Source organism: Marinomonas epiphytica, assembly GCF_054780655.1.
In genome coordinates this window covers 291,637-318,197 of record NZ_BAAGVX010000038.1, presented here as the reverse complement: position 1 = coordinate 318,197, position 26,561 = coordinate 291,637, and the positions used below count along the sequence as shown (strand labels likewise).

Here is a 26,561-nt window from a genome sequence, read left to right as displayed (position 1 = left end):
TATATCTTATACAAGACACATATTTCAAGAAGATAAAAGATATTTTTTGTTTTTTATGTGTTGTGTATTTATTTAAGCGAAATAGGTCAAGAGATGAAAAGCACAACAAACAAAGCTTCACCTACTTTTAAGCCTCTTTATCAGCAAGTACAAGAGCTTATTACTGAAAGAATCGTTGAAGGCATTTGGAAGCCAGGGGAAATGTTACCTAGCGAATTTCAACTTGCTGACTTACTAGGGGTGAGCCAAGGTACTGTGCGAAAAGCATTAAGCGCGTTAACTGAAGAGAATGTGCTTTTTAGACGACAAGGTGTCGGTACTTTTGTTTCCGAACATACCCTACAGCAAATGCTCTTTCATTTTTTCCATTTCAAAAGTGATAACGGTGATGTCACTGAACTACCCAACGCTCAAAAATTGACCATTGAGCTAGTCCCTGCCAATGCTGAACTTACGGAGATTTTTCAGCTAACTTCTGGAGAAGAACTAATAGAAATACATAGAGTCAGGTTTATTAATGAATCCGCTTGTATCCGTGAGCTCATTTATTTGCCGCGTCGCTATTTCGCCGCTATGAAGCTCAATGAGAAACTACCGCACTCGCTTTATCATTTCTATCAGCAACAATTTAATATCACTATTCATAAAGCGGTCGATCGCATTAAGGCGGTACCAGCAAACCAAAAAGATCAAGACATACTTAACGTAGAGCTGGGCCAGCCCTTATTGGAAGTTGCCCGTACAGCACGCTCACTAGATGGCAAGATGGTCGAGTATCGTCTAAGCCGAGCAAACACCGAGCACCTGCATTACATTGTCGAGCTGAACTAACTTAGGGTTAGTTCAGTCCTTGCCAAAAAAGGCTAACACCTGATAGTAGTAGCAAGCTGAACGCAAAGAACCTCATCACTCGACTAGAAATGGGTAAAGGGTACTTTTTAGCCAGAATCGTCATGACCAGCACCACTGGAAACCCCAATGCACATAAGAGTAAGGTTGAGTTTGCTATTGGTTGAGAAACCACCACTGATGACACCCTAAACAAGGCGGTACAAAAGAATACCGACAGCAAAGTTGCTCTAATAGTGGCTTGTGCATCAGGTTGGCGATACATCATGAAGGTTATCGGTGGCCCAAAAGTCGAGAACATCCCTCCCATCAAGCCACCAATTACACCACTCAACGAAAAGGCTTGAAGTGAAGACCCTTTGTTAGGTTGACGTCTCTGTAACATCATCACTAAGCTGCTCACAACAATGCATAAGCCTAGTAATGTTTGCAACCAACCTAACGCATTTTCACCAAGATAGCCTAGTAACCACACTCCCACCACTGTCGCAGGCAAGCAAGTCATTAAAAAGCCTACCAATGCTCGCCGGTTTGCTAAGCGCCAATCTCCTCCAGATAAGCCAACGCCAGCATTAATCAGACTCAAGACACCCACTACAAAAGCCGTAATATCGATTGGAGCCAAACCCAAAGCCGAGACACTGCTTACGACAATTAAGCCAAAGGCAAAGCCTGTTGTGGCTTGAATGTAGCTGCCCAATGCAAAAAACAGCAGCAACAGTAAGCTAGAGGCGTCAATTAACATAGCAAGAAGCCTTACCAGAGGCATCTAGGTTTAGATGCCTCAAGAACAAGAATTAAAGGGGATTAGGAGGCAAAGCCAAATAAACGAGGCAATGTCATTGTTAAAGCAGGGATGTAGGTAATCAGAACAATGACGACCAAATGAGTCAACAAATACGGCAGCATTTCACGGCTAATCGTTTCTACTTTCTCACCACTAACACTGGAAGCCACAAAGAGCACCAATCCCATAGGGGGTGTCGCTAGGCCTATGGTCAAATTGACACACATGACGATAGCAAAATGCAGTGGATCAATACCAAACTGAGTCACTATTGGCCCCAATATTGGCCCAAGAATCAAAATAGCTGGCCCTGCATCCAAGAACATACCTACTAGCAATAATAGAATGTTAATGATCAAGAGTAAGAGCAACGGATTCTCAGTCAGAGTCACCATAAAGTTAGCAATTTTTTGTGGCGCACCCGACAAGCTGATGACCGATGAAAAAGCTACCGCACTACCTACAAGAAATAGAATAACAGCGGAAGACTTAGCAGTGGCATACAAAAGATCAGGTAAAGACGCTACCGTCATAGTACGCGACAACAAGCTCACCACTAAAGCATAGGCCGCCGCCACTGCCGCCGCTTCTGTCGGTGTGAAAACACCCGATAAAATACCCCCAAGGAGAATAACTGGTGTTAAAAGTGGCCAAAAAGCTTGCTTAACCGCAGTGCGACGCTCTCCCCAAGTTGCCTTTTCAGATGCAACTTTATAGCCGCGACGCTTAGCCAGGAACCAAGTCATGAGCATTAAACTACCGCCCACCATAATGCCTGGAATAATACCAGCGGCGAACAATCCACCTACAGATACATTCATCACAAACGCATACAGAATCATGATGCCGCTTGGGGGAATAATAGGGCCGATAACCGATGAAGCAGCGGTGACTGCCGCGGCAAAGCGACGTGAGTAACCATTTTTTTCCATGGCAGGAATCAGCATCTTACCCAGGGCTGAACAGTCTGCTACCGCTGACCCACTTAATCCTGCAAACAACATGGAAGACAAAATATTGATCTGTGCCAAACCACCTCGTAAATGGCCGATGAATGCTTGGCTAACTTGCACCAAAGACAAGGTAATACCACTTCGGTTCATCACTTCCCCTGCCAACATAAAGAATGGGATGGCCATCAAAGGGAAGCTGTCTATGCCGTTATATAAACGCTGTGTCAGCAATAGGAAGAACATTTCTTTGCCTTCCAAGAATAGACTTACTCCTGGCGCAAACAGTAAGGCAAACGCAACTGGCATGCCTAAGAACATAACGGATAATAAAATCCAGAAAAATGCGATACTCATGCCATTAGCCCTCGCTACTTAATGGTGTGGAAGCGACATCAGATTCACCACGAATCAACCTTTGAATAGCTTCTAGAAATAGCTCAAGGTAAACCAGCATCATGACCCCAAAGCCAATAGGCATGGCCATATAAGACCAAGCTTTCGTAATAGGCAAAGCAGTTGCCAACATACGATTGCCCTTCACGGCAAAATCCCAGCTGCGATCGAATGCATAGAACAAAACAATCGCAACCAATACATACAGAGCAAGCTCTAACAACACCGCCAAACGTGCAGGCAACGCCCCTAGAATGATTTCCAGCGCAGCATGTTGCTTCATTCGAGAGACCACCGGCAAGGTGAGAAATGTCATCCAGACCATGAGATAACGCGCTAGCTCTTCAGACCAAGGTAGAGAGTCGTCGAGCACATAACGACAAAATACTTGTACCAATATAGACAAGGTCATGACGGCCACCGCGGCCATCGCCAAGTATTTAAAAACAAAAATGATAACAGAATTAAGCTGCCCTAGCCCTTTTGTTATTATTGTGAGTAAAAGCATATAAATACCCTTTATGAGTGATTCATTTCCGCTAAATGTGCTTTACATTGCCCTAACATGTTCGCTAGATCGTTTGCCATAGAAACAAAATTAAAGCCTATTTCTAATGCCCATTTAGCATCTCCAGGGGACGGCATCACCGTTCCAACTGGAATACCCGCAGCGTTACAAGCCGCCACGCAAGTTTGAATTTTGGCGCGAACGTCAGGGTGATTTACCTGCCCTGGCATCCCCATTGCCATCGAAAGATCGCCAGGGCCAATAAACACGGCACTGATTCCCTCTAGCTTACCAATATCTACAGCAAGCTCCAACGCTTCTGGCGTCTCTAATTGCGGGATCAAACAAACTTGTTCGTTTGCAGCCTGAGGGTAATCTTCACGAGTGGTATAACGAGCAGCGCGATGCATCTTAGCAAAGCCGCGCTTACCAAGGGGCGGATACATGCTGGCTTGAACAATATTCTTAGCTTCTTCTACTGACTCGACAAACGGAAAGTAGAGTGTCATCCCGCCTTGATCTAGGACCTGTTTAATAGCAATAGAGTCATGGCTTGGCATGCGAATCACTGGTGCGGTCGGGGTTTGTTCAATTGCTCGTAAAATAGGCGTTGTGTCATGAATACTGGCTGGACTGTGCTCTAGATCGACCACTAGGTAATCATAGTTTAAAAATGCCATTGCCTCTGCAACCGTGGGGCTTCCTGATAGAGTCCAACCTCCTAAAAGCTTTTGACCATTCAGTAGACGCTGTTTAAACGGGTTTAGGGTTGTACTCATTAGAAAATCTCCGGTTCATCGATGACTGCGTCACCTTGTAAGAAATCAAAATCACAGCCTTCGTTAGCCTGTGTCACATGACTGGAAAACATGGCGCCATAGCCACGTGCGAATTTTGGTGGTGGGGGCGTCCAAGCGGCTTTACGAGCCGCCATTTCTTCTTCACTGATATCTAAGTTTAATGTACGGCTTTCTACATCTAAGATGATCCAGTCGCCTGTTTTTACAAAGGCTAATGGGCCACCTACATAAGATTCTGGGGAGACATGCAATATACAGGTTCCATAGTGCGTGCCGCTCATACGAGCATCGGATATGCGCACCATGTCCCGCACCCCTTTCTGCAGCAGTTTTTTCGGGATAGGTAACCCTCCCCATTCAGGCATGCCAGGGCCGCCAATAGGCCCTGCATTTTTTAGCACCAACACAGTGTTTTCATCTACGTCTAGATCAGGGTCATCTATCTGGGCATTCATTTGGTGATGGTCTTCGAATACCAAGGCTTTACCTCGGTGATTCAAAAGATTAGGAGACGCTGCTGAAGGCTTACACACAGCACCATCAGGGCATAAGTTACCCGTAATAACACCGATCGTGCCGCGATCGTTCACAGGGTTATCTAATGGCCTGATTACATCGTCATTGTAAATTTCAACGCCATCTAAGTTCTCGCCAAGTGTGCGACCATTCACGTTCAATTGATCTAAATGTAAATGAGACTTCAAGCGCGTCAATAAGGCCGGAAGCCCACCCGCATAAAAGAGGTCTTCCATTAGGTATTCACCAGCCGGCATTAAGTTGGCAATCACCGGCACTTTACGAGCCCATTTATCAAAGTCTGCCATTGGGAGGTCGATACCCGCACGACCGGCCATTGCGATTAAATGAATAATACCGTTGGTCGATCCCCCCAAGGCTACATAGCTAACAATGGCGTTCTCGAAAGCTTCTTTTGTGGCCAGTTTTTTCGGTGTTAAATCTTCAAACACCATTTTTGTGATACGTTCACCCGCTAAAGAACATAAACGTTGATGAGCTGAATCGGCCGCTGGAATGGTAGCTGAGCCTGGCAAACAAAAACCTAATACTTCTGCCATTGAAGTAAGAGAAGAGGCCGTTCCCATAGTGTTACAGGTTCCGACTGAGCGAGTCATTTTGGCTTCTAGTTCAAGCCAGTCCTCATCACTGAGGTTGCCCGCGCGTTTTTCATCCCAAAATTTACGGGTATGGGTCCCAGTGCCTATCTTTTGCCCTTTAAAATTACCATTTAAACTGGCTCCGGCGGGGATATAAATGGCGGGGATATTCATGCTGATTGCCCCCATAACTAAGCCTGGGGTCGTTTTGTCGCAGCCGCCCATCAGAATGGCGCCGTCAATCGGGTGGCTGCGTAATAGCTCTTCCGTTTCCATGGCGAGAAAATTGCGGTACATCATGGTGGTTGGTTTCACCATGACCTCTCCTAAAGACATTGCAGGCAACTCAAGCGGATAACCGCCCGCCCGGATAATGCCTTCTTTTACAAATTGCGCCCGCTCTCTTAAATGGGTGTGACAGGTACTAATATCACTCCATGTATTGATAATTCCAATAACGGGACGTCCCATAAAATCACTGCGTTTGTAGCCAGTTTGTTGTGTGCGTTGGCGATGGGCAAAAGCACGCATGTTATCAGGGGCAAACCAACGCTGACTGCGAAGGTCTTCAATCTGTTTTGCCATGTGACTGTCCTGTGGTTTTCGTGTCGTTGTTTTTGTTTTAGTAGCAAGTAGGTTGTTTACGGCTTCTTGATACTTGTGTTATAAATCTTATATAAGACATAAGACAAGTCAAGAGTTATCCGCTTTAAGCTCATAGATAGTGCCACAAAAACCAGCACCAATCTAAAAATTAACTCTTTTAAAACAAACAGTTAAACAAGAACAATATTCGAATCAGAACTGAGGTATAGCATGCTAGAATTATCAAATCCTGCGCTCTTGCAAGATAAGTGTTTAATAAATGGTGAATGGGTTAATGCCAATACAGGTAAAAAACTTTCTGTATTAAACCCTGCTACAGGTGACGAAATTGTTAGCATTGCGAGTGTTGGTTCAGAAGAGACTCAAGCGGCTATTTTAGCGGCCGAAGCCGCTCAGAAAGAGTGGAAAAAGAAAACGGCTAAAGAAAGAGCAGGCCTACTACGCCGCTGGCATGATCTGCTTCTAGCCAACCAAGATGATCTCGCCAAATTAATGACCGCTGAACAAGGTAAACCTCTTGCCGAGTCACGAGGCGAAATTGGTTATGCGGCATCTTTTTTAGAGTGGTTTGCCGAAGAAGGTAAGCGCATTTATGGCGACATGATTCCTAGCTATGCTCCTGACCGCCGTATCATGGTCATGAAAGAGCCTGTCGGCGTCTGTGCCGCCATTACACCTTGGAACTTTCCTGCTGCTATGATCACTCGTAAAGTTGGCCCAGCTTTAGCGTCTGGTTGTACTATGGTCATCAAGCCTGCCTCAGAAACACCGTTAAGCGCTTTAGCCATGGGTGTGTTAGCTCAAGAAGCAGGTATACCTGCTGGTGTAATCAATATTGTGGTCGGCTCCGCTCGTGACATTGCGAAAACACTAACCGACTCTCCTATTGTTCGTAAATTAACCTTCACCGGCTCTACCCCCATTGGTAAGTTGCTGATGAGAGAATGTGCCGATACGATGAAAAAAGTGTCATTAGAGCTAGGGGGCAATGCACCCTTTGTTGTTTTCGATGACGCCGATGTTGACGCTGCAGTCGAAGGCGCTATGGTGTCTAAATACCGCAACGCAGGCCAAACTTGTGTATGTGCGAACCGTATCTATGTTCAAGCTGGCGTATATGATGAGTTTGTCGAGAAGTTTGCGGCTAAAGTAGAGCAAATCAAAGTGGGTAATGGTTCCCAAAGTGGTGTTGAACAAGGGCCTCTCATTAACCGCTCTGCAGTCGAAAAAGTGGCTGAACAAGTTCAGGATGCTCTAGCTAAAGGCGGCACATTAGTCACAGGGGGTAAGCAGCATGAATTGGGCGATAACTTCTACCAGCCTACCGTGATAGCAAATGCCAGCCAAGACATGCTATTTGCAAAAGAAGAAACATTTGGCCCGCTCGCTCCGGTCTTTAAGTTCACCACTGAGGATGAGGTCGTTGAACTGGCAAACGACACAGAGTATGGCCTAGCCTCTTACTTCTACTCACGCGATATTGGCAGAATTTTCCGTGTAGCAGAAGCACTAGAAACTGGTTTAGTGGGCGTGAACGCTGGTGTTATTGCCACTGAAGTTGCTCCATTTGGCGGCTACAAAGAATCGGGCCTAGGCCGTGAAGGCTCTAAATATGGAATCGACGATTATGTGAATACGAAATACGTTTGTGTTGCCGGCTTAGACAAGTAACAGGCTTTCATATTCGACACAGAGCCATTGACTGGCTCTGTGTATCTCTATCTTCTATTGGAACTAACCATGCCCGCAATTAGTAATATATATCCTTCTTTAAAAAATAAAGCCGTTTTCATCACAGGCGGTGGCTCAGGTATTGGCGAGTGTCTAGTTAGGCACTTTATGAAACAAGGCGCCCGAGTCGCTTACATTGATATTGACGAGCCAACATCACTTACTCTGAACACCAAGCTAGAAGATGAATTTCAAACATCCCCTTGGTTCAAACAAGTTGATGTGCGTGACATCGATGCTTTACAGACAGCCATTGCTGAAGCTGCCCAAGCCCTCAATGGCCTAGACATTCTAGTGAATAATGCAGGTAAAGATGATCGTCATGATATGGAAGAGGTGACGCAGGAGTATTGGGACAATTGTCTGAACATCAATCTAAGACCCCATTTCTTTGCCATTCAAGAAGCGACTAAATGGATGCAAGAAGGCGCGAGTGTTATCAACATGGGTTCTATTGGTTGGATGCGTGGTCGCCACGAAATGGTTGGCTACACGACTTCCAAAGGAGCTATTCATACACTCACCAAAACCATGGCCCGCGACCTAGGCCCACGAGGTATTCGTGTTAATTCTGTAGTGCCCGGTGCGATCGTAACCGAACGCCAGAAAGCCCTTTGGTTGACCCCTGAAATTGACCAACAGTTTATTGATCTGCAGTCGCTGAAGTTCCGCATTCAACCCGAAGAAGTGGCAGCCATGACCTTATTTTTAGCCTCTGACGATAGCCGCGCTTGCGCAGGCCAAAACTTTATCGTCGACGGCGGCATTGTGTAAACTCTAAACTTTAAAGTACCTCGAACTTATCTAATTAGTTACCCCTTAAAGCCTATCGCTCTTATTTAGACTAAAGAGCGGTGGGCTTTTTTATTATTTTTTCTTTTTATAATCAGTCATCTAAAAGATTATGATCATATATGGAACTATAGTCTCCATATATGACTTCACTTTCACTACTCTCTTTTCTAAGCTCTTTTCACGGAGATTAATATGACATCTGAACCAGTTAGAAAAACAATAAAAGTCATTGAGCTATTTGCCATGAATGATAAAGCTGAGACATTAGCCAGTATTTCTAGGAAGTGCGATATTCCCAGAGCTACAGCTTCTCGTATAGTGACCACTCTTGAACAAGAGGGCTATTTACGACGTTGTAAGAATAAGACGTATATTCGAAACTTCTATCTGCAAAAGAAAATGAGCTTGAGCGAGGAGTATCTAAGTATTCTTGAACAGGTTCTTGAGGACATTGCCGAAAAAAGTGAGCAGTCTTGCGAAGCAATATTTATCGAAAACAGCCAGCTTTATTGGCTATCAAAAAAAGAGTCAAAAAATGTCGCCTTCCGTTTGAAAGCTCATGCGGGCTTTAGACGACCACTATATGAACTAGATGCACCCTCCAGATTAAGCTTAGCCGCCATGGGCTGGGAAACCGTCCGTAAACAATTCGACACCGGCGCTTTTTTCGAAGCTGGAAAATTACGTAATAGCGTATCCAAAAGCACTCTAAAAGAGCAGCTGCAGACCACTCCATTAACGGATGTTCTTTATGACATTGAAGGCAATATCCGTGGGATTCGTCGTTTTTCTAAAGCAATTTTTGATAGAGATGGTCAATTCGTGCACCTCCTTTGTATTGCTGAGGCCGCCATTTCTATCCACAACGTAGATGAGCATATAGAAAAAAATAAAAAATTACTCAACCAAGCGGTTAAAAAACTTACCGCCTTTCTTAACAGCGAGCAGATCCAATGAAAAAACAACCCAACATACTTTTTATTATGGCTGATGATCATGCATCAAAAGCAATCAGTTGCTATGGGCATGGCATAAATAAGACTCCCAACATTGACCGCATTGCTCAAGAAGGGATGATGTTTAACCACTGTTATGTAACCAATTCTATCTGCACCCCAAGTAGAGCCAGTATTCTTTGCGGCACATACAATCATGTAAATGGCGTAACCACACTGGATAGTAAAATTAATAAACACATCCCAAATGTTGCTAAGCACTTACAAACCGGTGGTTACCGTACCGCTATGATAGGAAAATGGCACTTAGGTGAGGGCAAAGAACATGAGCCTTCCGGTTTTGATTTTTGGTCTGTGTTACCAGGGCAAGGGGATTATTTCGACCCTGAGTTAATTGAGATGGGTAAGGACATTCAAGTGCCTGGCTATGCCACGGATATTATTACAGATAAATCTATAGAATGGCTAAAGCAAACCAATGAAGACAAACCTTTCTTCCTAATGTGCCACCATAAAGCCCCACACCGCTCTTGGGAAGCGCACCCCAAGAACCGCCACTTGTATCAAGAAGACATTAAAGTTCCAGAAACTTTCTCAGATGATTATAAGAACCGAGCTAAAGCCGCTGCTGCTGCAAAAATGAGAGTCGATGGTGACATTACGTATTTTGATCTTGGACTCGTGCAGCCAGAAGGTGGATCTGAGGTCGGAGAAATCGCAGTTGAGGGCTCAAAAGATAGAAAAATCCCCCACCCTGAAGACTTAACAGACTTTAAACTGATCGATAAAGACACAGGTGAGGTGTTTACTTTTGAAACCCATGAGTCTCTTTCTCACTTCAAATACCAGCGCTATATAAAGCGTTATGTACGAACGATTGCTTCAATCGATGAAAGTGTTGGTCGATTGTTAGACTACCTGGATGAAACAGGACAAGCAGACAATACCATTGTTATTTATACATCTGACCAAGGGTTCTTCTTAGGCGAGCATGGTTGGTTTGATAAACGCTTCATGTACGAAGAGTCGTTTCAGATGCCCTTCCTAATCCGATACCCAAATGGCATTAAAGCAAACACGATCAATAACGAAATTATTTCGAATGTCGATTTTGCCCCAACGTTTCTGGACTATGCAAACTTAACCATACCCAACTACATGCAAGGCCTCAGCGTACGCCCCCTTCTGGAAAATTCGACACCTGACAATTGGCAAAAAGTAGCTTACCACCGTTACTGGATGCACAGTGACGAGCACCATAATGCCTACGCTCACTACGGCATACGTAACAAAAGATACAAGCTAATTTATTGGTATAACGAAGGGTTAGACATGCCAGGAACCCAGCCAGGCGGAGAAGAAAAAGAATGGGAGTTATTTGACTGTGAAGAAGATCCTCTAGAGCTTTTTAACTGTTATCACGACCCAAGCTATAAAGAAGTAGTGAAAGAATTAACACTCCTTCTCGATGAAAAAATGTTGGAAATTGGAGATATACCAAGACACGACACCAAAGCAATTATGAAAGCACTGTAAATTTCGATCGTTACACTATTTCGTCTATTAAAAAAATAAAAGGACCAAAAAATGAAACACTCAATGTTAACAAAAGCACTTTCATGCACCTTATTAATTGGCGCCTCAGCACTCTCATCTGCAGCCGATTATAAGTTCACTATGGCGACAACAACGCCAGAAAATTCCCCTTGGGGAAGCACTCTAAGTAGCTTCCAGAGCCTTGTTAAAGAGTATACAGGCGGCCAAGTCGAAATAAACGCAAGTTTTGGAGGCGCTCTTGGTAATGATACTCAACTGTTGCAAAAAACCCAGTTAGGTTCAACGGTACAAGGTGCTCAATCATCTGGGGCAAACCTAGGCTCTGTGGTGAGTGCTTTTAAAGCCTTCGATGTGCCGTACATTATCAATAGCTTAGAGACGAGCACTAAACTATTTTATCCAAATGGCTCTCTTGGAGGTGAAACCGTTGAAGAACTACAGTCTTTAATGGCCAAAAAGAACCTAAGACTATTATATGTCATGCCATTTGAATTCCGTGGCCTCCTGACCACCGAAAAAACAATCAATTCACCAGCAGACATGGAAGGCTTGAAGATACGTGTTACCCCAAGTGAAGTAGAACGCAGTATGATTACTGAGCTTGGTTCAGGGGCAACAACACTGGGCATTTCTGAAGTTTATACGGCACTTCAAACCGGTACAGTAGACGGACTAGCCATTCCTCCGATCACTGCTGTGGCGTTTGGTCTTCATGAAGTAGCCAACAATATTAACTTGCTTAACTTCCAGCCTCATGGCTCGTTTATGACTGTTAACGCTAGAGCTTGGAATAAGCTACCAAAAAGTATCCAGAACAAAGTGCAACAAGCTGCTGACAAGGCTGTGAGAGACAATATTGAAGTATTTCAGTCAGAGTTAACAACTGCTCTTGATAAATTTAAAGAGCAAGGGGTGAATATCATTGAACCCTCACAACAAGTTCAAGACGAATTTGCTGATATTATTCAAGCACCCGCTGCGAAGATAGCCACTCAAGGCTTTAATTCTGACGAAAAGCACTTCTTTAAAACTCTACAAACTGCGTTAGATAAAATCTAAAACTATTAAGGTAGGGTTGAAAAATAACCCTACCTGTTTTCTAAAGATGAATGCTATGTATAAACTTATAAAAATAATAGATCAGTATTTTGAAGAGGTGTTATGTAGTGGCATGCTCACCTACATCGCCGTATCTCTAAATGCAGAGGTGTTTAATCGTTACTTTTTAAACTCTCCCTCGGCATTTACTGATGAAATTGCTCGTACACTCATGATTATGCTAGTTTTCCTTGGTGTTCCATGGGCAGTTAAGCTGAACAAACACGTAATTATCGATCTTATCCCTACCTCTCCTAAGTGGAAAAAAAAGCGCACCGTTATAGAGCTCATTTCTCACGCTATCTTTATTGTTTTCTGCTTGTTATTTATCAATGCCTCTTATAGAGCAGCTGAGTTTCACCACATGCTTGGCTCCGTTACGGAAGGGTTAGGATTACCATATTGGTTACTACTTGGAGCTCTTCCCGCCATTTTTGCATTAACCATTATCAGACTAGTACAACGTATTTATAAATTACTTAAAACCAATACAACAGTAACGGCTCAAGGACCTAACAATGTCTAATTTAGAGATTTCACTCATTGTTTGCTCATTTTTCTTGTTTATTCTATTCCAAGTCCCCGTTGCTATTGCGTTAGGATCAACTCTTTTTGTGGCATTTTTCTACATGGGATTTGACACCATCGAATTAGCATTAGATGCATACCAGTCACTCGACAGCTTCCCCTTGTTAGCCATTCCAATGTTCATTCTGGCGGGCACCCTGATGGCGACTGGGGGAGTAGCCCAACGGATTCTAGATCTGGCCGATGAATTCGTTGGCCATCTACCAGGGGGGTTAGCAATTGTAACTATTTTTGCTTCGTTACTTTTTGGAGGACTTTCCGGCTCAGCTCCTGCTACCGTTGCAGCCATTGGTACAATTACTATTCCTGCAATGATCAAACAAGGTTATGACAAGGGATTTGCAGCAGGCCTAACGGCTTGCTCTGGGGTAATTGCGATACTCGTTCCGCCTTCTAACCCAATGATAATTTACGCCTTAGCTCAACCGGGAACATCAGTTTCTTCTATGTTCCTAAGCGGCTTAATTCCAGGTTTATTATTAGCTCTGGGAATCGCCATTCCAGCTTATTTCGTCTCTAAAAAGAATAACTGGGGAGGTAAGCGCCAGGCAGGTTCATGGTCTAGCAGAATTCGAGCTATTGCTAATGCAAAATGGGCAATACTTACCCCCGTAATTATTTTAGGAGGAATATACTCTGGAGCCTTCACTCCAACTGAATCTGCAGCCGTAGCGTCTCTATATGCTTTTATTATCGGAGCATTTGTTCATAAGGAAATAAAGCTGAACAACGTATTTTCGGTGTTTTCTCAATCCGCCATTATGTCTGTCGTAGCCATGTTCCTCATTCCTTTTGCGGTGGTGCTCGGGAAGCTCTTATCCTCTCAGCAAATTCCTGAACTGATCACCAGCTCTATGTCGGGGGTATTAGACGGTAAGGTAATTTCCATTCTTATGATCATTCTTTTTTTGCTGTTTGTCGGGTGTTTTATGGACACTCTAGCATCCATCATTGTGCTCACGCCTTTGCTTTACCCCATGTTAAGCCAGTATGGTATTAGCCAATATCATTTCGGCATCATTCTGATTGTATGCTTAGGCCTTGGGTTCGTAACCCCCCCCTTAGGAGGGAACTTATTCATTGCTAACCAAATCAGTAAGACTTCAGTTCAACGGGTCTTCATCGGTGCGCTACCGACACTCGCAGGTATGTTAGTCGCGGCTCTGCTGATCGCATTTATCCCAGCCTTCTCAGAAAGCTTTTTGTAATGTAAGGAGCTCTACTTGGCCAAATGGTATGAAGAAGGAGTGAACCCTGATTATAGGTTCACTCTGGCGAACGAAAGAACCTTTCTGGCATGGATGAGAACCGGCCTGGGGTTCTTTATTAGCGCAATATCCATAGACCAATTGCTAATCTATATGGAAACAGAGTCCTTGCTGTGGGGGTTCCCTTATTGCTTGTTGGCCATTAGCACCCTGTGCATTGTGAGCGGATACATAAGGTGGAAACAAAATGAAAAGCAGATGCGAAATAACGCCCCACTGCATTATGGCATTGCCAGCCTCTTGCTTACATTGATTGCGATTGGAACTGTGATTGCGTTTGTGCTTTATAAATTATGGTGACACCTCCTGAAACACAGTTTGAACGGACTCAGCTATCTTGGATTAGGACACTGTCCTTATGCCTACTGAGTCTGTTGTTTATATTGAGGGATAGCATCACATTATCCTCTTTACTACTTTGCATGCCCTTTGTAATGGGTGTGGCTTTCACTTACCTTGCCAAAAGTAAGCTGTGTTTTTGCCTTTCGATACTTTATCTAATCGCCTTTTTTCTCTTTGTAAAAATCTCTTCTCTTGTTCTATAGACAGCGTTTTAATTGTGCAAATCATGCGCAACCTCAAAAGCTTTTACAGATATGGGCTTTTATTTTCCCCTTACGCCCTAAACAATGCTGTAACGACAAACTAATGAGAGAATGTTATGAAAGCAGCAATAGAGATCAAATTCGTATCCGATATCATGTGCCCTTGGTGCGTGGTTGGGCTGCGCAACCTTGAGATCGCTCTCGCTAATCTGGATGATAAGGTTAGCAGCGAGATGACTTTCCAGCCTTTTGAATTGAACCCACAAATGCCAGCAGAAGGGCAAAACTTCGCAGAGCACATTGTTGAAAAATACGGCATTACACCTGAACAGTCGAACGAAAATCGCCAGATGATTCAAGCGCGCGGCAAAGAAGTTAACTTCGATTTCAACTTTGCTGACGACAGCCGAATGCGTAACTCTTTCGATGCCCATCGCTTACTGCACTGGGCTGAGTTGGAAGGTAAGCAGGCAGAGCTTAAGAACGCCCTGTTTGAAGCACACTTTACTCACAACCAAGATGTTAGTGATCATTCGATTCTAGCCAACATTGCCGCCGATGTGGGCTTAGAAAGGTCCGTTGCTCTAGGTGTGCTTGAGCAAGGACATTATGCAGAAGAAGTGCGACGCCAAGAAGCTTTTTGGCAACAAAACGGCATCAGCTCGGTACCTACTGTGATTATTAACAACAAGTATGCAATTTCAGGCGGCCAGCCCGCTGAGCAGTTTCGTTTAGCATTAGAGCAAATTTTGCAGGAAGAACAAACGGGCGCTAGCGCCTAAGTAACCTAGAGCGAACACGGCTTTGAGAACAAGCCGTGTTCGTAGTTTTTGCTAATCTAACAATGACTTTACATAGGTTGCGATCGCATCGTCTTGACAGTACTCGAAGAAACATTCTTGGAAGCGTTTTCCTGTCACTGCGGTACGCACTAAACTTTGATCTATTTCCTTTAGCGTGTCTAAGTAGTCACTCTTCATGGTAGCGGCTTTGATATCGTTTAGTAGACTGGCATTCTCTACTTGAGGCGCCTTACGCTCTACTGGATAACCTTCACCACGTGGGCCAGTAAATGCTTTTTCAAACATATAGCGTGCATTTAGCTCTGCCGCCCAACCAAACCCTTTAGCAAAAGCCAATGCCAACGCATTACCGTTGTTTATTTGATTAAATAAGAAAGCATCTGAAGGCTCTAAACAATACCCACAAACCACACCTGGATGGGCATTTAATGACATCATAGCACCCTGACCTGTACCGCAACCTGCAACAATAAAGTCCACTGCTTTGGAGTTAATCAGTAGACTCGCCATTATGCCTAGGTGGATATAGGTTAAATGATGGTCGTTTTCATCAGACATGCCTACGTTATAGACTTGGTGATCAAGCGGCTTGGTGACTTCCGTCAATTGTTGGAGGATAACCGCGTTCTTGCTGGCTTGGCTGTTCTCCATCATAAGTGCTATTTTCATTCTTCGCTCCTTGTCGGCCGAATGCCTTCGGCCTTTTGCATTGTTTTTATTGGATTCGAGCAATCGTTGTTACTTAACCAAAGGCCTTAGTAGCCATTGCCGTCAGGTTTAGCGTCAACGAAGTCTTCACGCATTGGTGCAAACGTATCAAGTAGTACACCTTTTTTCAAACACACACAGCCATGCATTACATTTGGCACCTTGTATAGTGCATCACCAGCTTTTACGATTTTCGTTTCGTCACCAATAGTGAACTCAAACTCACCAGATAATACATAAGTGATCTGCTCATGAGGATGGTTGTGCATAGCGCCAATTGCGCCTTCTTCAAAGTACACCTCAACACTCATGACATTTTCACTGTACGCCATGATCTTACGAGAAACCCCTGCACCTAGGTCTTCTAACTGGACATCTTGATTGTAAACAAACATACTGACTCTCTTGCTCTTTATTTGTATGATGATTGAGTTCTCATATTGCCGCAATTACCACTTAGTTTCAATCTTTTGTCATTTCAAAACACCTCATTACACACAGAACCAACGTCATATAACTGTCACCTGAAGGCAATATATTAAGGTTATGCAGCTAGCCATCAGTATGATTACTAAAAGACACACTCTTATTACAGGGCACTCATAGTTCCCAACCTAGTGTGAATAATTGTATTTACTCAATTAGTATGCAATATTCGTAGAACCATCTAAGTGACAGGGTGTATAAGGTTATGAAAATGAAGGACACGCTGGACTCATTAGAGCCAGAAAAAAAACCAAAAAAGAAAAAAAAATTAAAAAAAGAAAGTGCTAAGAAAAAATCGGGCAACAAGAAAAAAACTGTCAATCAAATAAAAAAATCCAAAGACTTACCTAGGAATACAGAATTAAAAGGTAACGTTAAAAAGTCGCCTGTCATTAAGCCTTCTGCGACTAAAACACCTCCTCCTTCAGCACCCGAAGCTAAGTTAGCAGTTCCAAATGAGCCAACCAAGGTTAATCTAGATTCTCAGCCTCAAGTATCTAATTCGAGTAATGACATAAGCCGTAATAGAGTGTCAAAAAACCTTCAGGTACCTCTACCTCATCAACAGTCAGCGGCCATTGAAAACATTACGAAAAGGCTATTATTAGGTGAAATATCTCAAGGACTGGCCCTAAGAGAGCTAAGGGTGAAAATTTTAGGATTACGACAGGAAACCTTTGCAAATCAGGTAGGCGTTTCTCGTAAAACCTTGTCTGAGATTGAAAACAACAAAGGAAACTACACTTCAGAAGTGATTAACAAAGTATTCAAACCTTTTGATTTACGAGTAGGCTTATTACCAGCAGATACCTTATTATTAAAATCTTTAGTGACTGAATAGAAATTATTCCTATGGAGAAAGTTGTTTTAGAAGGCTATATAAAAGTACCAGAAAAGGCTTTGCGGGACATTTTAGCCGCCCTTCCTAGCCATATCAAACAAACCAAACTTGAACCTGGTTGCTTGACATTCGAGGTAACCCAAAGGCATTCAGAGCCATGCTACTTTGACGTGTATGAGACTTTTGTAGACGAACAGGCTTTTGAACACCATCAAGCCCGCGTTAAAGCATCAAGCTGGGGAGAAGTCAGTAAAAACGCTGAACGCCACTATCAAATCAAAAAGGTAAAAACATGATTCTGCACGATTATTTGCCCTCAGGCAATGGCTATAAAATTCGCTTACTGTGCGCCCAACTCGGCATAAACTACCAGCTAAAAGAATATGACATAACTCAGGGAGAAACTCGTACAGAGGATTTTCTCGCATTAAGCCCAAACGGGAAAATTCCAGTTTTGGAGCTCGAAAACGGTCATTGTCTAAGTGAAAGTAATGCTATTTTGCTCTATTTATCAGAGCGTTTTAATTCGACGCTCATGCCAAGCGCCCCTTTGTTGAGGGCAGAAGTTTATAAATGGTTATTTTGGGAACAATATAGCCATGAGCCAAATATTGCAGCAGTTCGCTTTTGGTTAACCCACGATGCGATGACCCCACTTAAAGAGCAAATATTACCGGAGCGTATAGAGCTGGGTAATGCCGCCCTTAAGTTAATGGATGACACTTTAGTAAAAAGCACCTACTTAGTGGGAGAAGAGCTAAGCTTAGCGGATATTTGTTTGTTCGCTTACACTCACGTGGCTGAAGAAGGGGGGGCCTTTGATCTGGCTAACTACCCTTATATCCAACGCTGGATTCAGACAATTGAGCAACAAAGCTGGTTTCAACCTATTACTCAAGCCCATTAGGATACGGTTCTTCAGCTTGGCCTCTCGGAGGAATCGGAACTGAGCATTAGTTCATAGTCTAATACAGCTTGAGCCGACATAGGTTTATTGTGATGCCAACCTTGGTGTAAATAGATCCCCATGTCTTGTAGACGCTGGCAATCCGCTTCGATTTCGACTCCTTCCGCAATACAGTCTATTTCTAATTCCTCTGACAGGGTTTGAATGGATCTCATGATGGCATTATTTTTAAAGTTAGACTCAACAAACAGCTTATCTGTTTTGATGATCTCAAAATCATACTCAGAAATATAAGATAACCCAGAATACTCCATACCAAAATCGTCCACGGCAAATCGACAGCCTAACGCTCTTAAATAGTCCATATTCTTTTTAATTTTTGTACGATTTCTCATGAGATTTTCATCTTCTGTAATCTCAAGAATAAGACCTAAACGAATGGTTTCAGGGAGCTTTGAGACCCCGGTAATAAACTGGTCACTTTCAATGTGTTTACTCGACACATTGACTTGAAAAGAGTGCGTTCTTAAAAACTCTTCCGAGAAGCTGCGAGCCATCTCTTGAATTTGAAAAATTGTATGCTCGATATAGAGGTTATAATCTTTAATCATCTTAGCCAGCTCACCGGCTCCTTGGGAGCTTTTGCTGCGCAAAAAGATTTCTATTGAGAAAATCTTATTATCTTTCGTGTCCACAATAGGTTGATAGACATTATAAAAATAGTTGTCCTTAATCCTCCTTTTTAAGAAGAAAGCTTGAATAGATAGAACTACTCTGGGGGTGATTAAAAACACACTAATAACAAAGAAGAGTAGAATCAGGGGATAGAAATAGAAACTATACTCTTTAGAAGGCACTAAAGGCCTGGATAAATAGGCCACATTTTGAATCACATTAGAATTCTCATACAGATCGCTTCCTGAGTTCTCCAAAGGATCTTTTATGTCCAATGCCAAACCTGAATTCTCCGAAAAGAAATGATCGACGGCACTCTTTTTTACCACCACATTATACTCTTGATGAGAGAAGATCTTTTTAATAATGTATATTGGCTCAGAAAGAGACTTGATATCAAAAGGACCAGCGAGCTTAAGTTCTTCATAAAAAGGGACTATATCGACTTTTTGCTCGATTCGATTACCCCACGAGTCACAAGCTACTATTGCATGATCGTCACGGCGGTCAACTACCCCTAGCTCAACACCACCAGCAACTTTAAAAAGCTCTCGGCGCATCAGGTAAACAAACTCGTCTTCACAAACTCGACTGTATTCTTGTGAAACCTTTTCAATCAAGTTAGCAATGGACTGAAAGTATTCCTCTGTTTTTTCAAAAGAATCTTTCTGTAATTTTTCGAAGTGAAACTGCTGCTTTTCTTCTTGTAAAAAACGTTCTACATGTACAAGGACAAGCGAAAAGGCGAGCACCAGCAAAAGGTTTAAAAAAAACGTAAAAAATATTTTTTCCTTCTTAAACATGCTGCTTCATCCACTCGAACACAGTATAGGATTCATTATATGTTTTTAAATGAAGCTTGTGAACTTATAGATTTGAACGGCTTATAGGAGGCTAAAAAGTGGCTACCACAGACCAACTCTCTGTAGTAGCCACTAACTGAGCAAAACTCAAATCCGTTGAACACTCATCCGGCTGGTTTTAACATTTGCATATCTAAAGCCAAGTCTGCTTCTAAATATTCCATATTATGCAGTTGATATGAAGCCCAGTAACCTCGCCAACGAGGGTCAGATTTTAATACTTTAGCCATCTTATTAACGATCTCGGAGCGTAGTCGTTTACCTATTGGTTCATAGAATTGGTTTTCCTGCACATCCGCATCCACATCATATAACTCCTGGTAGCCCGTTGCGGCGTTGTAGCCATAAAACCATTCTCGCTCTAGCAACTCAAGGCGAATACCTGCTCCCAAGTTCATCCCAACATGCATTCCTGTTTGAAAGACAGGTTCAAATTCAAGTCTCTTAACTCCATTTGCGATCTTTAATAAATCAGCTCCTTCCATGAAGTCTGGTTTTTGTATGCCGGCAAACTGTAAAAGCGTTGGTGCAATGTCAAGAGAAGAGCAAACAACACAAGTAGAATTAACCATTTCAAGAGATCCTGGTGTTTTCAAGTAAAGTGGTACCGCAAAGATATCTGGTTGAAAATAAACACCTTTATCGGCCATACCTAAACGACCATTCATATCACCATGATCTGCAGTAAAGACTACTACGCAGTCATCCCATAAACCTTCGGTTTTTAAGTAGGAAATAATTTTTCCTATTCCATAGTCAATCACCTCAACTTGTAATAGATGCCCAGCTATGTAGTCAATTACCGTATCATCGTCGTACATTCCCCAATATTTGCGGTAAAGATGGTAAATTGGGTTATCCGTCATGTCCGTCGTTTTAAAATCAAGGTAGCTAGCTGGCAGCCGCACCGCTTTTTTGATTTCCTCATAACGTTCTTCAAAACCGCTAGGAATAGAATAGGGCTGATGAGGATCGAAGTAGTCTATCTGAGCAAAGAATGGACGATCAGGCTCCTGCCGTCTCGCTGCTTTTATCTGACGAACCGTTAAGTCTGATAAGAAAGTGGAATAATGAGCGTCCTTTGGAAAATCGCTACCATCCTCTTGCTCTATCCACCCACCAAAAGAGTTTGCTTTTGTCACTTTATCAACTCGCAGCCCTGTAAGCTCTCGTCGATACTTAGGTAGCATTACTCCCATCTGATCAATATATTCTAAATAGCGATCGTCGTCCGCGACAGGAGGCCCCCAGCGGTCCCAAGCATGTAGGTTCTCCCCAAAAGTACGAATGAACTTGTCGACTCCCACATGGCACTTACCCGTATGTTTCATTACATAACCTTCTGACTTTAGGTAGTCTTGAAAGATAATATCGTTCACATGTAAGTCGACTTGAGAGCCTGACGGCGCGCGCTCTCCGTTGGTCAAATACGGAGGGTGCATACCGGTAAATAATGCCGCTCGCGCAGGCCCACACAAGGGGCTTGTCGTGTAGGTACGGTTAAACTTGCAACCACCTTGTGCTATCAAATCAATATTTGGTGTATTAATCACGTTTGAAAGTGGTCGAGACTCCATGTAACAATCTGGCGAGATCATATCGACAGTAATAAAAAGCATATTTGGCTTTTTTGTCTGGGTGTCTACGTAATAGGCTCCCTCTCGTGATTTTGCATTTAAAAATTTTTGAGACATCATGATTTTCTTCCTAGATATGCAGGGGGAATTCTCCCCCTTTCTTGACGGCTAACGAGACACTTTAAACTTAATAATTTTATGTAAAGCAAAACAAACCATAGCGACAATTGCTAACACCCCTGCCACTTTTCCTATGCTGCCTTGGTCCCCTAAAATGCCAATTTCAGAAAATACGCTATACAACACAGCAAGAAGAGCAATGATTATCCAGCTTGCTGCACTTGCATGTTGCCAAGGCTGGACATCAACTTCTTGTGTAGATGTTTGAGAATAAGGTTGAGGTAAGGGCTTAAAGTAACGTATCACCATCATAATGGAGACCATCCATAGGAAGTTTAATCCTACCGTATGCAACCAATGCAACTGGAACAGCCCAAAGTCATTCTTCAAAACAAAGTTGGCGATAAAAAAGCTTCCCATGCCAATAGGCAGCGCGACAAACGCAGCTAGTGCAGGGGTTCGCTTAGACACAATGCCCACCAGAATAACCGTTAAAATGGGAACATTTATCACCGCCATAATGGTTCTCATGAAGGTATACAGTCCATCTGCTTGAGCAATCCAAGGAGCAATACAAATGCAGGTTATAATGGTTACTGATGCAAAAATTTTACCTGTTTTTACCACCATTTTTTCATCAGCTTTGGGGTTGATGACTTCCTTATAAATATCAAGGCTAACCAGAGTAGCTAAGCTGTTTACACCACTATTAAAGGAGCTCATAACCGCGCCAAACAATACAGCCCCAAAAAAGCCTGTCAGCCAAGAGGGCATGACTTCTCTAACGAGTGTTGGGTACGCCATATCTTTGATCGCGATACTATTTTCATTCAATGGTACTGAAATCATACCTCTTTGATGTAAGTGCCAAGCAATAATGCCAGGTAGCACCAACATGGCAACACCAAATACTTTCATAGCGGCAGCAGCAAGCACCCCCTTTTGGCCTTCAGCGAGATTTTTCGCGCCTAGAGAGCGCTGCACTATCGCCTGATTGGTACACCAATAGAATAGGTTGATTAGCAAAATACCTGACACTAAAGTGTGCCAAGGAATGGCTGAATCAGCTTGCACGCCCGCGGCAGCCATACGTTCTGGGGATTCGCTAATTAGAATGTTAAAGCCTTCAGCAATGCTACTATCACCAAGCTGATACAAGGCCAACAAAGGCACCAAAAACCCACCTATAAGTAGACCCACACCATTTACAGTATCTGAAATAGCCACGGCTTTAAGCCCGCCAAATACGGCATAGACACCACCGATTAGACCAAGGCTGATGACCATAATCCAAGTCGCTACACTGTCACTCACATTCAGCAACTGAGCAATATTGAAAAGCTTTCCTAACGTAATAGCGCCTGCATACAAAACAAACGGTAGAAAGCCAATAATAATGGCATAGCTAAAAATAAACGAAGCAACTAATCTCATGCGTTTGCCAAAGCGTAACTCTAGGAATTGAGGCACCGTGGCAACGCCTCCTTTTAAGAATCTTGGTAAGAAAACTACTGCAAGAATAATCATGGTCACTGCGGCTACCGTTTCCCACGCCATGACACTCGCGCCATTTGCAAACGCATTGCCGTTTAGACCTGTTAATTGCTCTGCCGATATATTTGTTAAAAACAGTGAACCGGCAATCACAAACCAAGGCAGACTTCTACCCGCCAAGAAATATCCTGTCGTTTGATTTAGGTTTTCTTCTTTCGTTGCCTTAAAAGATACCCAGGCGACGAGCAAAGTGAATATTATGAATGAGCTTATTGTTATCATTCTGAACGCTCCATATAGCTTAATTATTTTTATTCTATTCTCACTATAGAGGCTGAGAAGACGAAAACAGCCGAATCACGCTTATTATTTTCCAAGGGGATTCTTAATGAGAAAGCACTTAAGCTGGCTATTTTTGTCCAACTATGTTTGAAATATAAGTGAATAATTTATAACAGACTATGTATGTTACGAACCAATGAATGTAAAAAGCGAAACTATTAAAAACCAACCCATTATTATTAAAAACAATATTTATTTTAATAATGTCAGCATTCGTTCTTTCTGGGACGTAAATGGCGATGAAAGTTATTCTAATAAATGGCCTGAAGACAGGGTTCTGGCGTTAAGAGAAAATACTCTGGTTATAGTGTACGCCGAGAAAGGTAAGGGTACGATCAGACTTAAGGATGCCTCACAGGTTTCTGTTAGAGGAAACTGCTTAGTATTTCTCAATCCAAAAGACATCAAAGGCTATTGGTGTGATGGCTACTTATGGAAACTTTATTGGATTGAAATTAATAACCATCCTGCCAATCGTCCTCCTTTAAATCAGGTAATTCCCATCGAAAACCATCGCCATTTTGCCTTTCAGTTCGATGAATTTATAGCTTGCTTGCGACAAGAGGAATTCCCCCACCAACAATACGCCGCAGCTTTATTTAATAAGATGTTTTTTGAATGGCTCCTCCTAGCAAACACTGAAAACCAATCGAACTCCCAAAGGCGCGTTCACCGTGTAATAGAAGAAATGCACCACCAACTTTCAGTTAATTGGCAAGTAAGAGCCATGGCTGATTTTTGTGGTTGTAGCGAGCAACACTTGCGTAAGCTTTTCTTGAAATACACAGGGTTATCTCCCAAAGATTACTATCAAAAACTGAAGTTAGACATCGCCTTAGGTATGTTAAAAAGGGGGAATAAATCCATTACGCAAATTGCTGATGCGCTCGGCTATACTGATAATTTTCATTTCAGTAATGCTTTCAAAAGAAAGTTTGGTTATTCTCCATCACAAGTTAAAGCAGTCACTCCATTGGCATTGCAATTGGTCCGAAATGAAGGGGGTGACAAATAACCTAGTGCTACCCCTAAAACTGTACCCTAAAACTACTTTTTAGAATATTTGTATACCGTATTTCTGCTTACACCGGCCTGCTTAGCCGTCTTAGAAACGTTACCGCTGTATTCTTGAAGTAGCCTTGGGATCAGCACCTCTAGCGGCTCTTGTTGCAAGTTTGTTGGCTCTTCCGTTTCCGTTACCTTTTCTAGATCATCAAAAAAGTCTGCTGGTAAATGCCAGTCTTCCATTTCATCACCATCTGCCATAGCCAGCCCGACTTTCAAAACATGTGCTAGCTGTCGAATATTGCCAGGCCAAGGGTGCTGTACTAATAAAGCCACTAACTCATTTGTTAAGTCCGGCCCAGGCTCTTCTTGTCGCAGTAAACTATGTAGATATCGCACTAAAGCCGCTTTGTCTGCTCGTTTACGTAATGGTGGTAATTCTATGTTCAAACCCGAGATTCGATAATAAAGGTCTTGTCGAAAGCGCCCTTCTGACACTTCATCTTTAAGTTTTCTATTGGTTGCAGAAATTAGTTTGATATCAACAGGGTAGACTTCTGTCGAACCAAGCGGTGTAACGACCCTTTCTTGCAAAACCCGAAGCAGCCTTGACTGGACCGCTAGCGGCATTTCGCCAATCTCATCCAAAAATAGAGTACCTTTGTGTGCTCGCCGAATTAAGCCTATGGAGCCTTTGCTCTGCGCTCCAGTAAAAGCCCCTTTTTCATAACCAAACAATTCGGATTCAACAAGCTCTGAAGGGATGGCTGCGCAGTTTACCGCCACCAGCATTTCAGTAGCTCTAGAGCTATGGTAATGGAGACTGCGCACAAAGATTTCTTTACCTGCCCCTGTTTCTCCGTGTATCAGGATAGGAATATCTTTCTCCATCATTTTATGAGCCTGCATGACGAGCCTTTGTACCTTCTCATCACCATGTTGTAGTTCTTGTAATGGAATGACATTGTCTGGCACCGCATTGGGCTTGATCGCTTGTAAAAGCTCCCCTGCAACGGGTTGTTTCAAGGCTGCAGGCACCTCATTAGGCTGACGAAGATCTTTGGGGGAACGATAGCCTGCTCGCTGTCGAAAGTCTGGTACTCGCATAATTTGCTGTGACGGAGGAATGACTTTCACATAAAATTGATAGCGCCCCAGTGCTACTAATTTCATCGGCATACTCGCTGGATGATGCCTTATCTCTCGCATTTGCACATCAAACACTTGTTCAATATTTAGTAAGGCAAGGTCTTTGGCCAATACCACCTCAGCCCTTCGGTTGGCAGACACTATGACACCGTTCTCATCTAGAACGAGAATCCCTGACCAGTGACTATCTAAACTACCGACATTAGTATTAAAACTAAGAATAAAATGCTCTTGCTGGAAAGCCGAAAAAATCAGCCTATTTTCTACACTCAATGACATCAATTTGACCATGCCAAAGGTGTGATCTTGGGGTAGATAGGCATCAGAAGAAATATCCAATACACCGACTAGGTCGTTTTGTGTGTTGTAAATCGGTGAAGCCGATCCCACCATAAAGCGATTCGCACGTAAGAAGTGCTCATCTCGCCCTACTTGTATGGCCTCTCCTGTCATTAGCGCTGTGCCGATAGCATTAGTACCCGCTCCCATTTCGGTCCATTGGTTGCCTCCAATCAGGCCATGTTCAGCAGCACTACCAAAACGCGGTTGCCCCCAAGTATTAAGAACATGTCCTTGGCGGTCAGCAAGCACTATCATGCACGAAGAGTTACTTAAAATGTTTTCATAGTATGGCAGCACTTCATTCTCTGTTGTCTCTAACAGACTTTGATGCTGATCTTTTAAGTCTTTAAGTACCCCTTTGGGAAGCGTGGAAAAGTCAGGTCGACTTCCGTGCTCAAGTCCAAATTGCTCACACCGATACCAAGAGGCCTGGATCAAATCCTTATGGCTTTTGCCTTTCTCAAATAAAGGCTTTTTATCTTCTTTTAGCGTATTTTTATCGTTATTTTCTTGCATTTTATCAGCCAGTTTTAGAAAGCCCATTAGTATAAGAGGTGGTGATATAAGACGACCCATTCCTCTCTTTATACTGCCTCATGGCAACACTTTTACTGTTCAGTCAATCTACCCACTGTAAACACTTTGAACACTGGTGAACAGTCTTAAATTCACTTAACAAATACTCTAAAAAATCATACAA

At 43.0% G+C, this 26,561-nt stretch carries 25 protein-coding genes; 14 read left to right on the top strand and 11 right to left on the bottom strand.

The annotated features are described in order from the left end of the window. Positions 1 to 93 precede the first annotated feature (93 nt). A complete protein-coding gene (locus ACYVGZ_RS13910; RefSeq protein WP_460756797.1) occupies positions 94 to 831 on the top strand; it encodes a GntR family transcriptional regulator in 738 nt (245 codons plus the stop codon). A 7-nt stretch (positions 832 to 838) separates the two neighbouring features. Here the strand turns inward: ACYVGZ_RS13910 and ACYVGZ_RS13905 are convergent, their stop codons facing one another. The 5 genes from ACYVGZ_RS13905 to araD all read right to left on the bottom strand — a co-directional run bounded on the left by ACYVGZ_RS13905 (position 839) and on the right by araD (position 5,990). Beyond that, positions 839 to 1,594 carry a TSUP family transporter gene (locus ACYVGZ_RS13905; RefSeq protein ID WP_460756794.1) on the bottom strand — a complete coding sequence of 252 codons (756 nt, stop codon included), beginning with the start codon at positions 1,592 to 1,594 and terminating at the stop codon, positions 839 to 841. Positions 1,595 to 1,656: 62 nt separating this feature from the next. After that, the gene (locus tag ACYVGZ_RS13900) at positions 1,657 to 2,943 is read right to left on the bottom strand and encodes a TRAP transporter large permease (RefSeq protein WP_460756792.1); all 1,287 of its coding nucleotides are present in this window, start codon (positions 2,941 to 2,943) and stop codon (positions 1,657 to 1,659) included. Positions 2,944 to 2,947: 4 nt separating this feature from the next. Next, on the bottom strand, positions 2,948 to 3,490 hold the full coding sequence (locus ACYVGZ_RS13895; RefSeq protein WP_460756789.1) for a TRAP transporter small permease: 543 nt from the start codon (positions 3,488 to 3,490) through the stop codon (positions 2,948 to 2,950). An 11-nt stretch (positions 3,491 to 3,501) separates the two neighbouring features. Then, the gene (locus ACYVGZ_RS13890) at positions 3,502 to 4,269 is read right to left on the bottom strand and encodes an HpcH/HpaI aldolase family protein (RefSeq protein WP_460756786.1); all 768 of its coding nucleotides are present in this window, start codon (positions 4,267 to 4,269) and stop codon (positions 3,502 to 3,504) included. Then, the gene (gene araD, locus ACYVGZ_RS13885; RefSeq protein WP_460756783.1) at positions 4,269 to 5,990 is read right to left on the bottom strand and encodes an L-arabinonate dehydratase; all 1,722 of its coding nucleotides are present in this window, start codon (positions 5,988 to 5,990) and stop codon (positions 4,269 to 4,271) included. Before araD ends, ACYVGZ_RS13890 begins: the two co-directional genes overlap by 1 nt. 231 nt (positions 5,991 to 6,221) lie before the next feature. On the opposite strand from araD, the gene ACYVGZ_RS13880 reads away from it, so the two are divergent. The 9 genes from ACYVGZ_RS13880 to ACYVGZ_RS13840 all read left to right on the top strand — a co-directional run bounded on the left by ACYVGZ_RS13880 (position 6,222) and on the right by ACYVGZ_RS13840 (position 15,331). Continuing rightward, on the top strand, positions 6,222 to 7,682 hold the full coding sequence (locus ACYVGZ_RS13880; RefSeq protein WP_460756781.1) for an NAD-dependent succinate-semialdehyde dehydrogenase: 1,461 nt from the start codon (positions 6,222 to 6,224) through the stop codon (positions 7,680 to 7,682). 69 nt (positions 7,683 to 7,751) lie between these two features. After that, positions 7,752 to 8,516: an SDR family NAD(P)-dependent oxidoreductase gene (locus ACYVGZ_RS13875; protein WP_460756778.1), complete on the top strand. Its 765-nt coding sequence runs from the start codon at positions 7,752 to 7,754 to the stop codon at positions 8,514 to 8,516. 213 nt (positions 8,517 to 8,729) lie between these two features. After that, on the top strand, positions 8,730 to 9,494 hold the full coding sequence (locus ACYVGZ_RS13870; RefSeq protein WP_460756776.1) for a helix-turn-helix domain-containing protein: 765 nt from the start codon (positions 8,730 to 8,732) through the stop codon (positions 9,492 to 9,494). Then, complete coding sequence (locus tag ACYVGZ_RS13865; RefSeq protein WP_460756773.1) at positions 9,491 to 11,029, top strand: sulfatase family protein; 1,539 nt, start codon at positions 9,491 to 9,493, stop codon at positions 11,027 to 11,029. Before ACYVGZ_RS13870 ends, ACYVGZ_RS13865 begins: the two co-directional genes overlap by 4 nt. A 51-nt stretch (positions 11,030 to 11,080) precedes the next feature. Beyond that, positions 11,081 to 12,109, top strand: coding sequence for a TRAP transporter substrate-binding protein (locus tag ACYVGZ_RS13860; RefSeq protein WP_460756770.1), 1,029 nt, complete (start codon positions 11,081 to 11,083; stop codon positions 12,107 to 12,109). Between the two features lie 55 nt (positions 12,110 to 12,164). Beyond that, positions 12,165 to 12,674 (top strand): TRAP transporter small permease, encoded by a 510-nt coding sequence (locus ACYVGZ_RS13855; RefSeq protein ID WP_460756768.1) that lies wholly within the window; start codon positions 12,165 to 12,167, stop codon positions 12,672 to 12,674. Further along, entirely contained in the window at positions 12,667 to 13,944 is a 1,278-nt protein-coding gene (locus ACYVGZ_RS13850) for a TRAP transporter large permease (protein ID WP_460756765.1), read from the top strand. The genes ACYVGZ_RS13855 and ACYVGZ_RS13850 overlap by 8 nt, the downstream gene beginning before the upstream one ends. A 15-nt stretch (positions 13,945 to 13,959) precedes the next feature. Continuing rightward, positions 13,960 to 14,304 carry a YidH family protein gene (locus ACYVGZ_RS13845; RefSeq protein ID WP_460756762.1) on the top strand — a complete coding sequence of 115 codons (345 nt, stop codon included), beginning with the start codon at positions 13,960 to 13,962 and terminating at the stop codon, positions 14,302 to 14,304. Between the two features lie 361 nt (positions 14,305 to 14,665). Next, on the top strand, positions 14,666 to 15,331 hold the full coding sequence (locus ACYVGZ_RS13840) for a DsbA family oxidoreductase (protein WP_460756760.1): 666 nt from the start codon (positions 14,666 to 14,668) through the stop codon (positions 15,329 to 15,331). 51 nt (positions 15,332 to 15,382) lie between these two features. Here the strand turns inward: ACYVGZ_RS13840 and ACYVGZ_RS13835 are convergent, their stop codons facing one another. Continuing rightward, positions 15,383 to 16,021 carry an RpiB/LacA/LacB family sugar-phosphate isomerase gene (locus tag ACYVGZ_RS13835; RefSeq protein WP_460756757.1) on the bottom strand — a complete coding sequence of 213 codons (639 nt, stop codon included), beginning with the start codon at positions 16,019 to 16,021 and terminating at the stop codon, positions 15,383 to 15,385. A gap of 86 nt (positions 16,022 to 16,107) precedes the next feature. After that, positions 16,108 to 16,455 (bottom strand): cupin domain-containing protein, encoded by a 348-nt coding sequence (locus tag ACYVGZ_RS13830; RefSeq protein ID WP_460756755.1) that lies wholly within the window; start codon positions 16,453 to 16,455, stop codon positions 16,108 to 16,110. 296 nt (positions 16,456 to 16,751) lie between these two features. Here ACYVGZ_RS13830 and ACYVGZ_RS13825 point away from each other — a divergent pair, with 296 nt between their 5' ends. Genes ACYVGZ_RS13825 through ACYVGZ_RS13815 form a run of 3 tightly spaced genes read left to right on the top strand, consistent with a single transcriptional unit; the run spans position 16,752 to position 18,294 of the window. Further along, the gene (locus ACYVGZ_RS13825) at positions 16,752 to 17,387 is read left to right on the top strand and encodes a helix-turn-helix transcriptional regulator (protein ID WP_460756752.1); all 636 of its coding nucleotides are present in this window, start codon (positions 16,752 to 16,754) and stop codon (positions 17,385 to 17,387) included. Between the two features lie 11 nt (positions 17,388 to 17,398). Further along, on the top strand, positions 17,399 to 17,683 hold the full coding sequence (locus ACYVGZ_RS13820) for a putative quinol monooxygenase (protein ID WP_460756750.1): 285 nt from the start codon (positions 17,399 to 17,401) through the stop codon (positions 17,681 to 17,683). Further along, positions 17,680 to 18,294 carry a glutathione S-transferase family protein gene (locus ACYVGZ_RS13815; RefSeq protein WP_460756747.1) on the top strand — a complete coding sequence of 205 codons (615 nt, stop codon included), beginning with the start codon at positions 17,680 to 17,682 and terminating at the stop codon, positions 18,292 to 18,294. The genes ACYVGZ_RS13820 and ACYVGZ_RS13815 overlap by 4 nt, the downstream gene beginning before the upstream one ends. An 11-nt stretch (positions 18,295 to 18,305) precedes the next feature. Here ACYVGZ_RS13815 and ACYVGZ_RS13810 read toward each other — a convergent pair whose 3' ends face one another. The 3 genes from ACYVGZ_RS13810 to ACYVGZ_RS13800 form a co-directional block, all read right to left on the bottom strand. Beyond that, the gene (locus ACYVGZ_RS13810; protein ID WP_460756744.1) at positions 18,306 to 19,772 is read right to left on the bottom strand and encodes an EAL domain-containing protein; all 1,467 of its coding nucleotides are present in this window, start codon (positions 19,770 to 19,772) and stop codon (positions 18,306 to 18,308) included. A gap of 164 nt (positions 19,773 to 19,936) precedes the next feature. Then, positions 19,937 to 21,529, bottom strand: coding sequence for a sulfatase-like hydrolase/transferase (locus tag ACYVGZ_RS13805; protein ID WP_460756741.1), 1,593 nt, complete (start codon positions 21,527 to 21,529; stop codon positions 19,937 to 19,939). Between the two features lie 48 nt (positions 21,530 to 21,577). Further along, positions 21,578 to 23,305, bottom strand: coding sequence for a solute:sodium symporter family transporter (locus ACYVGZ_RS13800; protein ID WP_460756739.1), 1,728 nt, complete (start codon positions 23,303 to 23,305; stop codon positions 21,578 to 21,580). Between the two features lie 196 nt (positions 23,306 to 23,501). Here ACYVGZ_RS13800 and ACYVGZ_RS13795 point away from each other — a divergent pair, with 196 nt between their 5' ends. After that, positions 23,502 to 24,380, top strand: coding sequence for an AraC family transcriptional regulator (locus ACYVGZ_RS13795; protein WP_460756736.1), 879 nt, complete (start codon positions 23,502 to 23,504; stop codon positions 24,378 to 24,380). Between the two features lie 32 nt (positions 24,381 to 24,412). Here ACYVGZ_RS13795 and ACYVGZ_RS13790 read toward each other — a convergent pair whose 3' ends face one another. Continuing rightward, complete coding sequence (locus ACYVGZ_RS13790) at positions 24,413 to 26,437, bottom strand: sigma-54-dependent Fis family transcriptional regulator (RefSeq protein ID WP_460756734.1); 2,025 nt, start codon at positions 26,435 to 26,437, stop codon at positions 24,413 to 24,415. Between the last annotated feature and the right edge of the window lie 124 nt (positions 26,438 to 26,561).